General features: G+C 64.8%; 10 protein-coding genes, 1 tRNA gene and 1 pseudogene. 8 read left to right on the top strand and 4 right to left on the bottom strand.

Going from position 1 to position 12,045, the window contains the following annotated elements; translation table 11 throughout:
* The 4 genes from U742_RS0102030 to U742_RS0102015 form a co-directional block, all read left to right on the top strand.
* A partial coding sequence (locus U742_RS0102030) for a Re/Si-specific NAD(P)(+) transhydrogenase subunit alpha (RefSeq protein WP_051660780.1) occupies positions 1-1,143 on the top strand: 1,143 nt, incomplete at its 5' end.
* Between the two features lie 202 nt (positions 1,144-1,345).
* The gene (locus U742_RS0102025) at positions 1,346-1,795 is read left to right on the top strand and encodes a proton-translocating transhydrogenase family protein (RefSeq protein ID WP_029349539.1); all 450 of its coding nucleotides are present in this window, start codon (positions 1,346-1,348) and stop codon (positions 1,793-1,795) included.
* Positions 1,796-1,808: 13 nt separating this feature from the next.
* Positions 1,809-3,215: an NAD(P)(+) transhydrogenase (Re/Si-specific) subunit beta gene (locus tag U742_RS0102020; protein ID WP_029349537.1), complete on the top strand. Its 1,407-nt coding sequence runs from the start codon at positions 1,809-1,811 to the stop codon at positions 3,213-3,215.
* 175 nt (positions 3,216-3,390) lie between these two features.
* Positions 3,391-3,837: a CBS domain-containing protein gene (locus tag U742_RS0102015; RefSeq protein ID WP_029349535.1), complete on the top strand. Its 447-nt coding sequence runs from the start codon at positions 3,391-3,393 to the stop codon at positions 3,835-3,837.
* A 75-nt stretch (positions 3,838-3,912) separates the two neighbouring features.
* Here U742_RS0102015 and rpoH read toward each other — a convergent pair whose 3' ends face one another.
* On the bottom strand, positions 3,913-4,824 hold the full coding sequence (rpoH, locus tag U742_RS0102010) for an RNA polymerase sigma factor RpoH (protein WP_029349533.1): 912 nt from the start codon (positions 4,822-4,824) through the stop codon (positions 3,913-3,915).
* 157 nt (positions 4,825-4,981) lie between these two features.
* Positions 4,982-6,040: an RluA family pseudouridine synthase gene (locus U742_RS0102005; protein WP_038360333.1), complete on the bottom strand. Its 1,059-nt coding sequence runs from the start codon at positions 6,038-6,040 to the stop codon at positions 4,982-4,984.
* Between U742_RS0102005 and U742_RS0102000 the strand changes: the two genes are divergently transcribed.
* Complete coding sequence (locus U742_RS0102000) at positions 6,039-6,377, top strand: hypothetical protein (RefSeq protein WP_029349530.1); 339 nt, start codon at positions 6,039-6,041, stop codon at positions 6,375-6,377. The genes U742_RS0102005 and U742_RS0102000 overlap by 2 nt on opposite strands.
* A gap of 86 nt (positions 6,378-6,463) precedes the next feature.
* Positions 6,464-6,538, top strand: a tRNA-Glu gene (locus U742_RS0101995).
* Positions 6,539-7,096: 558 nt separating this feature from the next.
* On the opposite strand, the pseudogene U742_RS23745 reads toward U742_RS0101995, so the two are convergent.
* Positions 7,097-8,146 (bottom strand): annotated as a pseudogene (locus tag U742_RS23745) (recombinase family protein); the annotation flags it as partial.
* 40 nt (positions 8,147-8,186) lie between these two features.
* Entirely contained in the window at positions 8,187-8,474 is a 288-nt protein-coding gene (locus U742_RS23080; RefSeq protein ID WP_156034107.1) for a hypothetical protein, read from the bottom strand.
* 275 nt (positions 8,475-8,749) lie between these two features.
* Here U742_RS23080 and U742_RS0101980 point away from each other — a divergent pair, with 275 nt between their 5' ends.
* Together U742_RS0101980 and U742_RS0101975 are read left to right on the top strand one after the other, a co-directional pair.
* Entirely contained in the window at positions 8,750-10,174 is a 1,425-nt protein-coding gene (locus U742_RS0101980) for a toll/interleukin-1 receptor domain-containing protein (protein ID WP_197028149.1), read from the top strand.
* On the top strand, positions 10,164-11,696 hold the full coding sequence (locus U742_RS0101975; RefSeq protein WP_197028148.1) for an argonaute/piwi family protein: 1,533 nt from the start codon (positions 10,164-10,166) through the stop codon (positions 11,694-11,696). Before U742_RS0101980 ends, U742_RS0101975 begins: the two co-directional genes overlap by 11 nt.
* Positions 11,697-12,045: the final 349 nt, after the last annotated feature.

The raw sequence follows: 12,045 nt of genomic DNA, 5'->3' as shown, positions 1-12,045 counted from the left end.
TCGGAGCCACGGGTTGGTGCGTCTGTTGAGACGGTTCGGCGAGTTGTTGGGCTTGGCGGGGAGGTTGTTGTGGCTTCGGGCGCGGGATTGCGCTCGGGGATTTTGGACGGGGAGTACGCGGCGGCGGGGGGCGTGATCGTCGCGGACAATGCGGCGGCGGTTGCGGGCGCGGACGTCGTGCTGGCGGTGCGGCGGCCGGCGGCGGCGGAGCTCTCAGGGGTGAAGCCCGGGGCGCTGGTGATCGCCATTGCGGACCCTTACGGCAACGAGGCGGCGCTCGGTGAGATCGCGCAGACCGGGGTGTCGCTGTTCGCGATGGAGCTGATGCCGCGCATCACCCGGGCGCAGGTGATGGACGTGCTGTCCTCGCAGGCGAACCTTGCCGGCTACCGGGCGGTGATCGACGCCGCCGAGGTGTTCGGGCGGGCGGTGCCGATGATGATGACGGCGGCCGGCACGGTGCCGGCGGCGCGGGTGTTCGTGATGGGCGCGGGCGTGGCGGGGCTTCAGGCGATCGCCACGGCGCGGCGTCTGGGCGCGGTGGTGTCGGCGACCGACGTGCGCCCGGCCGCCAAGGAGCAGGTGGAGAGCCTCGGGGCCAAGTTCATCGCGGTCGAGGACGAGGAGTTCAAGCAGGCGGAGACGGCGGGCGGCTACGCCAAGGCGATGTCGGCGGAGTACCAGGCCAAGCAGGCGGCGCTGGTGGCCGCGCATATCGCCAAGCAGGACATGGTGATCACCACCGCGCTGATCCCCGGACGGCCGGCGCCGAAGCTGGTCTCGGCGGAGATGGTGGCGGCGATGAAGCCGGGCTCGGTGATCGTCGACCTCGCGGTGGAGCGCGGCGGCAATGTCGAGGGAGCGGTGCCGGGCGAGGTGGTGACGACGGCCAACGGGGTGTCGATCGTCGGCTATCTCAACGTGCCGGGGCGCCTCGCGGCGACCGCCTCGCAGCTCTACGCCAAGAACCTCTACGCCTTCCTGGAGACGCTGATCGACAAGGGGTCGAAGAGCCTCGCCGTGAAGTGGGACGACGAGCTGGTGAAGGCGACGCTGCTGACCAGGGACGGGGCGGTGGTGCACCCGAACTTCGGCGGCGCCAAGGCTGCTGGAGACAAGCCTGAGGCGGCGAGCGCGGCGTAGACGCCGACGCGCTACGCCCTTTGCCCGGGCCCGGCCCGGGCATCCGAGGATCCCGGATCGGCCTGCGGCCGCCCGGGACGAGGCTATCCGGAACGACTGAGCAAAAGGGACGGCCGGTGACGGCCGACCCGTCGCAAAGCAAGGACAAGGCGGCGGGCGGCGGGATCGCCGGCCCGGCCAGATAAGGATCGGGGAGAGGACCATGGCGACAGCGGGAACACCGAGCGCCGATCAGGCGGCGGAAGGGGCGCGGGCGGCGGCCGAAGTGGCGCGGCAGGCGGCCGAGGCCGCGGCGGCCTATGCGGATGCGGCGGCCAGCGCGGCGGGCGCGGCGGCGCACGGGCTCACCGGCGGGGCGATCGACCCCTTCGTGTTCCGCCTCGCCATCTTCGTCCTGGCGGTGTTCGTCGGCTATTACGTGGTGTGGTCGGTGACGCCTGCGCTGCACACGCCGCTGATGAGCGTCACCAACGCGATCTCCTCGGTGATCGTGGTCGGCGCGCTGCTGGCGGTCGGCGTGGATACCGTGGCCGAGGGGACGGGCTGGGCGCGGGGCTTCGGCTTCGTCGGGCTGATCCTGGCATCGGTGAACATCTTCGGCGGCTTCCTGGTGACCAGCCGGATGCTCGCCATGTACGCCAAGAAGAAGTGAGGGCGCGGGGACCATGAACGCCAACCTTGTGGCCCTTCTGTACCTCGTCTCCGGGGTGCTGTTCATCCTCGCGCTGCGCGGGCTCTCCAGCCCGGTGACCTCGCGCCGGGGCAATCTGTTCGGCATGGCCGGCATGGGGATCGCCATCCTCACCACGCTGGCGGCCTCGCCGCCGGCGGGGATCGGCGCCTTCGCGCTGGTGGTCGGCGGCCTCGCCATCGGCGGCGGGGCGGGCGCCTATATCGCCAAGAACATCGCGATGACGCAGATGCCGCAGCTGGTGGCGGCGTTCCACTCGCTGGTCGGCCTTGCCGCGGTGATGGTGGCGGCGGCCGCGCTCTATGCGCCGGAAGCCTTCGGCATCGGCGAACCGGGCGCCATCCACGGCCAGGCGCTGATCGAGATGAGCCTCGGCGTCGCCATCGGCGCCATCACCTTCACCGGCTCGGTGATCGCCTTCGCCAAGCTCAACGGCAATATGAGCGGCAAGCCGATCCTGCTCCCCGCTCGCCATGTCATCAACGCCGCCCTGGCGGCGCTCATCGTGGTGCTGATCGGCGTGCTCACCGCCACCGAGAGCCACACCGTGTTCTGGCTGATCGTGATCGCCAGCCTCATCTTCGGCGGGCTCTTGATCATCCCGATCGGCGGCGCCGACATGCCGGTGGTGGTGTCGATGCTGAACAGCTACTCCGGCTGGGCGGCGGCGGGCATCGGCTTCACGCTGGGCAACACCGCGCTGATCATCACCGGGGCGCTGGTCGGCTCGTCGGGCGCGATCCTGTCCTACATCATGTGCAAGGGGATGAACCGTTCCTTCATCTCGGTGATCCTCGGCGGCTTCGGCGGCGACGCCGCTGCCGCCGGCGCCGGCGGAGCGGTCGAGACGCGCCCGGTCAAGCAGGGCTCGGCGGAGGATGCCGCCTTCATCATGAAGAACGCCTCCAAGGTGATCATCGTGCCGGGCTACGGCATGGCGGTCGCCCAGGCCCAGCACGCGCTGCGCGAGATGGCGGACCGGCTGAAGGCCGAAGGCGTCGAGGTGAAATACGCCATCCACCCGGTCGCCGGGCGCATGCCCGGCCACATGAACGTGCTGCTCGCCGAGGCCAACGTTCCTTACGACGAGGTGTTCGAGCTCGAGGACATCAACTCGGAGTTCGCTCAAGCCGACGTGGCCTTCGTGATCGGCGCCAACGACGTCACCAACCCGGCGGCCAAGACCGACCCGCAGAGCCCGATCTTCGGCATGCCGATCCTCGACGTCGAGAAGGCCAAGACCGTGCTGTTCATCAAGCGCGGCATGGCGGCCGGCTATGCCGGCGTCGAGAACGAGCTGTTCTTCCGCGACAACACCATGATGCTCTTCGCCGACGCCAAGAAAATGGTCGAGGACATCGTCAAAAACCTCGCACACTGACAGGGCGATACACGTCACACCAAAAGCCGGGCGCAACGCCCGGCTTTTTTATTGCGCCCGCCATGCTGCAGCGCCGCGACGGATTTCGTTGACGACTGGCGTATTGCATACCAGTATTCAACCAAAGGATGAGATCGACGTAGTCCATCGCTCGGCAGCCGTGAGGGAGGTCGCCATGCTGGTCGCGGATCTGATGAAGTCCAAGAACGCACGCGTGCCCACCGTGCGCATGAACGAAACGATTGAAATGGCAGCCGTTCTCCTGAACCGCGAGCGCATCGGCGCGGTCGTGGTGAAGGATGCCTGCGGCTCGGAGGGCGACACCGCGGTCGGCATCTTCTCCGAACGCGACGTGGTGCGTGCGATCGCCGAGCGCGGGCCGGGCGCCCTGAAGGCGCAGGTCGCCGACCTCATGTCGCGCAACATGATCTCCTGCTCGATGGACGACACGGTCGACCACGTGCGGGAGTTGATGGACCACCACCATGTCCGGCATCTGCCGGTTCTGGAGGACCATCAGCTCGTCGGCGTGCTGAGCATACGCGACGTGCTCGCCCATGACGTGCGCGCCGCGCGCGTCGGCGCGGCGCGGGACGGTTACGCCGAGGCAATCGGCGCCTAACGCACTGTCACAGATAACGAAACGGCCGATCCGGATAATCCGGACCGGCCGCTTGAAATGATGGACGGCTTGGCGTCAGGCAGCGGGGCTGTGCTCCCGCGCCGCCGGCGCGCTCTCCATGCCGCGCACCCGGTCGATGACCGCCTTCTGGACCTTCTCGAAGGCCCGCACCTCGATCTGGCGCACGCGTTCGCGCGAGACGCCGAACTCGGCGGCGAGATCCTCCAGCGTCATCGGGTCGTCCGAGAGGCGGCGCGCCTCGAAGATGCGCCGCTCGCGGTCGTTGAGCACCGAGAGGGCGCCGGACAGCGCGCTGCGGCGATTGTCCATCTCCTCGTGCTCGGCGAGGACGGACTCCTGATCGTCCCGATCATCCGCCAGCCAGTCCTGCCACTCGCCACCGCCCTCAACGTCGCCGCGAATGGGCGCGTTGAGCGAGGCGTCGCCCGACAGGCGGCGGTTCATGTCGATCACGTCCTGCTCGGCGACGCCGAGCTTGGTGGCGATCTGCTTCACCTGGTCGGGCCGCAGGTCGCCTTCCTCGAGCGCGGAGATCTGGCTCTTGGCCTTGCGCAGGTTGAAGAACAGCTTCTTCTGCGCCGCCGTGGTGCCCATCTTCACGAGGCTCCAGGAACGCAGGATGTATTCTTGAATCGAGGCCTTGATCCACCACATGGCGTAGGTGGCGAGGCGGAAACCCTTGTCCGGCTCGAAGCGCTTCACCGCCTGCATCAGGCCGACATTGCCCTCCGAGATCACCTCCGAGATGGGCAGGCCGTAGCCGCGATAGCCCATGGCGATCTTCGCCACGAGGCGCAAATGGCTGGTGACGAGCTTCTGCGCGGCTTCCGGGTCCTCGTGCTCGCGCCAGCGCTTGGCGAGCATGTACTCTTCCTGCGGCTCCAGCATCGGGAACCGCCGGATCTCCTCCAGGTAGCGGCTGAGGCCGCCCTCGGCGGAAGGAAAGCTTATAGCGGAACGGGCCATGAGCGCCCTCCTTGTCTGTTCGGCCCCCATTATCGGGCAACCGGTCTCGCGGTCGCAATCAGCCGGCCGCGACCCAATAATATGTGCGCTCATCATCTTATGCGCAATCTCGGCGCTTCGACGCGTCACGAAGCCTTGAGCCGCAGGCCCGTCTTGCTCAACGCCCGGACGCGAGGGCGGTTTCAAGCGCGGCGAGCTCCGGCGGCAGCGGGCTCTCGAAGCTCATGAAGGCGCCGGTGGCGGGGTGCTCGAAGCCGAGCCGTGCGGCGTGAAGCGCTTGCCGGCCGAGGTTTTCGAGGTGCGTACGCGCTTCCGGCCCGAGGCGGTTCGCCTTGGTGCGATGGCCGACGCCGTAGACGGTATCCCCCAATAGCGGATGGCCGATATGCGCCATATGCACGCGGATCTGGTGGGTGCGGCCGGTTTCCAGCCGGCATTCGACGCGCGCGGCGACCGGCGCGCCGGCGGGATCGTCATAGACCGCCTCGCGCCGCCAGTGGGTAAGGGCGAAGCGCCCGCCCTCGCGCACCGCCATGCGGTCGCGCGCCACCGGGTGGCGGTCGATCGGCGCGTCGACGGTGCCGGAGGGCCGCGCGGGCACTCCCCAGACGAAGGCGACATAGGCGCGCTCCAGCGGGCCGGAACGGCCGTGATCGGCGAACTGGGCGGCCAGCGCCCGATGCGCGGCATCGTTCTTGGCGACCACGAGGAGGCCGGAGGTATCCTTGTCGAGCCGGTGCACGATGCCCGGGCGCCGCACCCCGCCGATGCCCGAGAGGCTGTCGCCGCAATGGAACAGCAGGGCGTTCACCAGTGTGCCGTCCGGATTGCCCGGTGCGGGATGCACGACGAGGCCAGCCGGCTTGTCGATGACGATGAGGTCGGCGTCCTCGTGGACGATGACGAGAGGAATCTCCTGCGGCACCGGTGCGGCCGGCTCGGGCGGCGGAACGCTGAGCACATAGTGCTCGCCGGCGGCGATCCGACCCGAGCCGCTGATGACCGGGCGCCCGTCGCGGGTGAGCCGGCCCTGCGCGAGCAGGGCCTGCAGCCGGGTGCGGCTGAGCTCGGGCAGATGGCGGGCCAGCGCACGGTCGAGTCTCAGGCCTTCATCATCCGGGCCGGTGGTGATATCGACGCGGACGGTGCCTTCCTCGCCGTCCTCCGGCGCGGTGTCCTCCATCTCCTCGAACGGCTCATGTGCCGGTGACCGCATGACTTCTCCCGACCAAGACGACAAGCTCGACCCGGCTCAGGAGCGGGTGCTGCGCAAGCTGCGCGGCTTCGCCGCCTTTTCCGGACTGCTGATGGGCTTCGGCTTCCTCGCCCTGTTCGGGGCCATCGGATACAGGGTTGTGGCCGGCTGGAAAAGCGCGCCGGTGAATTTCGAAGGCACGATCCGGCTGCCGAAGGGCGCGCGGGTGATCTCCGCGGTGCCGAGCGGCGACCTCATCGCTGTCACCATCGAGCGCGACGGAATGGTCGAGACCCGCTTCTTCGAGGCCAGCGGCCACGCGCCGCGCGGCACCATCGGCTACGCCGCCGAGCCGTGACGCCAGGACACAATTATCGACAGCGGTGTGCCGGCGACGGCTTGATCCGGCGGCGGATTGGCTCTAAGAGACCCGCCTGCCTAGATGCGCCCATCGTCTAGCGGTCAGGACGTCGCCCTCTCACGGCGAAAACCGGGGTTCGATTCCCCGTGGGCGCGCCACTTCCGTACAAAACCGCGAACACCCGGTTGGGAGAACCGGTCGGCTAGTACGGCTCTCTCCAGGACTGTCTTTGAGCCGTGGATGCGCACCACGTGCTGGTCGACTTCGACGGCGTCGACCAGTGAGCGCAGATAGGCTTTGCGGAAAGGCACTTCGCCTTCGGTGATCTTTGAGCGCATGAGCTGCCCGAAGCGGGCTAGCTTGTCGGGATCGAGGCGACTTGCGGCTGCGCCTTGATTCTCGATTCGCTCCAGCGCTGAGTGCGCCCGATCCCGGTCGGCCTTGAGCTTGGCGATTTGCTCCTTAAGCATGTCGTCCGGCTCGGCGATGCCGTCGGCGACAAACCGATAGAGCCGCCGGAGCTTGTCTTCCGCCGTTGTCCTGTCGCGAGAGAGTTCGTCGATCCGCGCCTGAACCTCGGCATCGGCTTTCACCCGGCGATCGAGGACGGACTGAAGAAGTGCCTCGAGACGATCCGGCATCAGCACGCGTTCGGCCACATGGCGTGTGACCAGATGGTCCAGCTTCTCCATCGGCACCGTCCGCCCCTTACAGGCGGACTTGCCGACCCGACCAGAGGTGGAGCAGCTGTAATAGCGATAGATCCTGCCGCTTTTCGATGTGCCGGTGCGCAGCGTCATGGCGCTGCCGCAACAGGCGCAATAGGCCAGCCCCGTCAGCAGGATCGGACCTGAGATCACCCGAGGCGGGCTGTTATGCGGGCTCTTTGCCCTCAGAGCCTTCTGCACTTTATCGAAGGTTCGGCGCTCCACGATGGCCGGCACGGTGATCGGAATGACCTCATGCTGCGGCTTCACCTGACCGGTCTTGGAGCTGCGCTTGTTGAAGCTCCATTCCCCGACATAGACCGGATTGGTCAGGATGCCATGGATGGTGCCGACTCCATAGCGGGCTCCAAGACGGGTGCGGTATCCCCTGGCGTTGAGGTGCTTGGTGATCTCCTTGATGCCCATGGGACCGGATGTGCCTTCCCCTTGCAGGTAGAGATCGAACATCAGCCGCACGACCTCGGCTTCCACCGGATCGACGACGATCCGCTTCTTGATGCGATGGCCGCGCTTCTCCACCTCTTCGAGGCTGAAGCCGAGCGGCAGGCGGGAGCCGTTATAGAAGCCCTGCCGGGCATTTTCCTTCATCGCCCGGAGCACGTGCTTGGCGTTCTCGCGGGATTGGTATTCGTCGAACAGGGCGATGACCTGCCGCATCATGACCTGAGCCGGATCATCGCCAAGTTCCTGGGTGATGGAGACGAGCCGCACGCCATGCTTGGCTAGGCGGCGGATATACATCTCCAGCCCAAAGGCATCACGGAAGAACCGGCTGAAGCTATGGACGACGATGACGTCGAACGGCCGATCGTCATCGCTGGCACGCTCGATCATCCGCTGGAATTCGTGCCGGCTGTCGTCCATGGCAGAGGCACCCGGCTCCACATACTCCGCGACAACCGACCAGCCCTGCCGCTCGCAATAGGCGGCGGTCTGGAGGCGCTGGTCTGGGATCGAGAGGTCAACGTCAGCCTGCCGTGTGGTGGAAACCCGGAGATAGAGGGCGGCACGGCTGGTGATCGGCAAGGTGACGTTCATGGCTGGAGTCGTCCTCCTTTGGGCGGTTTGGCCGGCACCGTCACCTCAACAGCGCGTCGATCTCCCGCCTGAGAAAGGCCTCGATCACATCGACTTCTTCAGCGGTGATCGGCACGGCGAGCGGCCAGTCGTCGGTGACATGCACGACCTTGGAATCATGCTCGTCTGAGTCAGCGGGCGCAAGGCTTAGGTGAGCATCTTGAATGATGCGCGCATCACAGCGCGGGATCTTTGAGAGTGATGCGCCAGCCGAGCTCGCAACTTGCGATGGCGCATCATTGCCCACAATGACTACTTTCTTCGGACCAAGAAGGCGTGACTGGCGCATGCGCGCACGATCAGCCTTTCCTTCGACTTGCCGAGTAGCCCAATTTTACGCCGTACAGCTGCAGCGTATGAACGCGAACATATAATTGCTGGTTGCGACGGCGGGAGCCTTCCAACGACAGCGACGGGGAAGGAAAAACTCTCTGGCAGTTAGCGCTTCCGGGCTTGACCGTTGTGTTCTACTTATGTTCTTGTCGCAGGCACCTACTGCGCTACTTCTGCTGCGAGAGGTGAAATTTGAAGGTTGGGGGAGCAATCGCGGAACAGGAACGCCAGTTGGAGGCGACGAATGGCAATGTACCCGTTCGCGGTGTGCTGTTCATCAGCCATGCAACGCCTGAAGAGAACCCCTTCGCCACCTGGCTAGCCGCGCAACTCGTTAGTGCCGGCTATGAGGTCTGGTGCGACGTCACCGGCTTGCTGGGTGGCGAACGGTTCTGGCGCAATATCGAAGAAGTCATCGATCAGCACGCCTTTCGAGTGCTATTCGTTTCGACGCTCCTGACGACGACTAAGCCCGGCTGCCAGCGTGAACTCAGGCTTGCCCTTGAGGCGCAGGAGAAGCTTGGCATTAAGGACTTCATCGTCCCCATCAAGCTTGATGATTTCCCGTTCGCGAGCATGGATAAGAGGATCTCTGATCTTAACTTCATGCGATTCGATCAGGGATGGGCGAGCGGCTTCCGTCGCCTGCTGGAACTCCTTGAGCGCGAGGGTGCACCCCGCTCGCCGTCGGCCACGCCCGCCTGTGTTACGGAATGGCATCGCCGCTCGCTCGACACTAGAAGGCGGGTACAGCCCGGGGACGAGGCGGCCTACTCGAATTGGTTCCGAGTGAAGCGGCAGCCCGAAGAGCTATGGTTTCACGATCTAGGTTGCGCCGGATCAAAGCTTGCCCAAGCTGTTCAAGAGCTCGCTCGGCCGTATCGGCTGCACTCGGACAAACTCATGACCTTTGCGAACGCGGCGGAGATACAGCTCGCACTTGGTCCCCTCGTATCGGTGCGGGCGAGTATGGCATTCAACACACGGCAGTTTGTAGGAGATGGCTGTGAAACGCTGGGCATCGCCGCGTTCGACGCCAGCAACATGGTCACCGACCTGCTCATGCAAGCGTGGAACGGAGCAATGGCCGCGAAGGGTTTATGTTCGTTCGACATGGCTAGCGGTCTGGTCGCCTGGTTCTTCGAGAATGAGGCGCTCCCAAAAAACCGTGGGCACTTCCTGCCTCCGCGAGGCGGTAAGCAAACCTTCCGCCAGTTGGTCGGCGAGAAGAGCAAGCGTACGATCGACGGGGTGAAGGTCCGGGACGGCTACTGGCACTTCGCGATCTCCGCGTCGCCGCAGTTGCACCCATTTCCCCGGCTGGTGCTGCGCTATCACGTTATTTTTTCCGACGATGGAAAGACGCCGTGGTCATCGGCCGAGCGCATGCACCGGGCGCGAAGGAGCGTGTGTAAGCAGTGGTGGAATGCGGAGTGGCGTGATCGACTTTTAGCGACTTGCGCCGCGTTGGCCGGCGGTATGTTGCAGCTCCATCTGCCGGCGGCCGAGAACGCGGGTTTTGATGTGGACCTGAAGCCTATGACGTTCACCGCGCCCTACCGGTTCTTCGAGGATAACGAGCGCGGCCTAGATGAGGCCCGCGAGATTGAATTGGTCGAAGATGCCGAAGAGGGGGACGATAATGATGACGCATAGCAACCCCCGTCTTCCGCCCTCACGCCTGATGTACGTGCCGGAGCCGGCGCTGCGGTTCCGTCATGATCAACTGCTCGACGATCCCAAGGATGGGCTGCTGCTCTTTGGCCCGCCGAAGCAGAAGAGCGGCTTCACCTATGGAGTCATCGGGACGAAAGAAGGCATTCGCCAGTTTGGAGATTGGGCAAAGCGCATTCAAAACGCCATACCAGCGGCGAGCAACGTCACAAGCTCTGTCACCTTTCCAGGGTTTGAAGCGGCGTTTCGGATGCCTTGGCCGAACGCACCACGCGTCGTCCGTGAAGTCGATGCGGCCAAGCTCAACGGCGCCATCCGCATTTCAGACCCGCACCAGCGCGTTTGGCAGGCTGTCGATATCTACGCGACGGAAATCATCCGGTGGCACGCCGAGGAGGATGCAAAGGCGGATGTTTGGTTCGTCGTCGTTCCTGAGGACCTTTGGAAGTTTTGCCGCCCGAAATCGACAGTTCCCAAGAGCGAGGTCGTGCAGCCGGACATTCATCTCTCTCATGGTAAAGCGCTGCAAACTCTGCAGGCGCGGGATCTCTTTGACGACTACAATCTCGCGGCGGAGAAGCATCTTTACGAGAACCATTTCCATAACCAGTTGAAAGCGAAACTTCTTGAGACTGAGGCGGTCACGCAGCTGATTCGTCAAAGTACCATCGCGCCCTATGAGCATCTGAACGTTGCTGGGAAACCCGCGCGGCAGTTGCAGGACGACGCCACAGTGGCGTGGAATCTGGCTACGGCAATCTATTACAAGGCCGGTGAAATGCCCTGGACGCTCGCAGATATCCGCGACGGCGTCTGCTACATCGGTCTGGTCTTCAAGAAAACGAACAACCCGGGCGACGCAGCCGAGGCCTGCTGCGGCGCGCAGATGTTCCTTCAAACCGGTGAAGGGATTGTCTTCAAGGGAGCGATCGGCTCGTGGGCCAGCGGCAAACCGGGAGAGTTCCATTTGCCGCGCGAACAGGCGGCTCAAATCGTTCGCGACTGCGTGAAGGCTTACCGGCTTTGGCACGACGGGCAGCCGCCACAGGAGTTGTTCATCCATGGTCGAACCGTCTTCGGTCCCGACGAAATCGCCGGCTTCCGCGAGGCGGCTCCCGCCGGAACAAAGGTCAGCGGCATCCAAATTCGTCGACCAAACGACCTGAAGCTTTTTCGAGATGGGCGCCGCGCGATGCTCCGCGGCCTCGCATTGCCTGTCTCGAACAGGTCCGCGTTCCTCTGGTCCTCCGGCTATGTCCCGCATCTACGGACGTATCCAGGGCGGGAGGTGCCGACGCCGCTGAAGGTCAAGATCGTGTTCGGTGATGCGCCTCTGGATACCGTGCTTAGCGACATCCTCGCGTTGACAAAGGTAAACTTCAACGCGTGCATCTATTCAGATGGCCTGCCTGTCACGCTTCGGTTTGCCGACGACATCGGTGAGATTCTAACGGCCGGACCGCCTGTGCCGAAGAAGCCGTTGCCGTTCCGCTTCTACATCTAAGTCCTGTTCGACCTCCTTGTCTGGACGATTTGTGCTCTAGAGTGTTGGCCACTGTTTGGATCCGAAGGGTGCCGTTTGGTGCGATGTTGCTGCTGCACCCACTCCGGCAACGCATCAAAGCGACGGCCGCGTGAACAGTGGCGACGAACCGGAAACTTGTTTGCCCGCGGACGTCCTTTTCTGTGAATGGCGTTGGTCGGCTGGCGGAGATGTCATGGATCGGCGGTAGATTGCAGGCTTCCCGTTGACGTCGTTCGCATATCCGCATGATTGCCCATATCACCCGCCGCGAGATGTACGATCTCGTTTGGGCCGAGCCGCTTGACGCCGTCGCCGGCAAGCTCGGCCT

It is taken from the genome of Allobosea sp. 117, from assembly GCF_000702305.1.
Lineage (GTDB): Bacteria > Pseudomonadota > Alphaproteobacteria > Rhizobiales > Xanthobacteraceae > Ancylobacter.
This window is presented reverse-complemented; position numbering and strand designations above follow the sequence as displayed.

Excerpts from the sequence above, each read along its gene's own strand:
- U742_RS0102025 (WP_029349539.1), top strand. The coding sequence starts at position 1,346 with ATGGCGACAGCGGGAACACCGAGCGCCGATCAGGCGGCGGAAGGGGCG.
- rpoH (WP_029349533.1), bottom strand. The coding sequence starts at position 4,824 with ATGGCCCGTTCCGCTATAAGCTTTCCTTCCGCCGAGGGCGGCCTCAGC.
- U742_RS0101975 (WP_197028148.1), top strand. The coding sequence starts at position 10,164 with ATGACGCATAGCAACCCCCGTCTTCCGCCCTCACGCCTGATGTACGTG.
- U742_RS0102015 (WP_029349535.1), top strand. The coding sequence starts at position 3,391 with ATGCTGGTCGCGGATCTGATGAAGTCCAAGAACGCACGCGTGCCCACC.
- U742_RS23080 (WP_156034107.1), bottom strand. The coding sequence starts at position 8,474 with ATGCGCCAGTCACGCCTTCTTGGTCCGAAGAAAGTAGTCATTGTGGGC.
- U742_RS0102005 (WP_038360333.1), bottom strand. The coding sequence starts at position 6,040 with ATGCGGTCACCGGCACATGAGCCGTTCGAGGAGATGGAGGACACCGCG.
- U742_RS0102000 (WP_029349530.1), top strand. The coding sequence starts at position 6,039 with ATGACTTCTCCCGACCAAGACGACAAGCTCGACCCGGCTCAGGAGCGG.
- U742_RS0102020 (WP_029349537.1), top strand. The coding sequence starts at position 1,809 with ATGAACGCCAACCTTGTGGCCCTTCTGTACCTCGTCTCCGGGGTGCTG.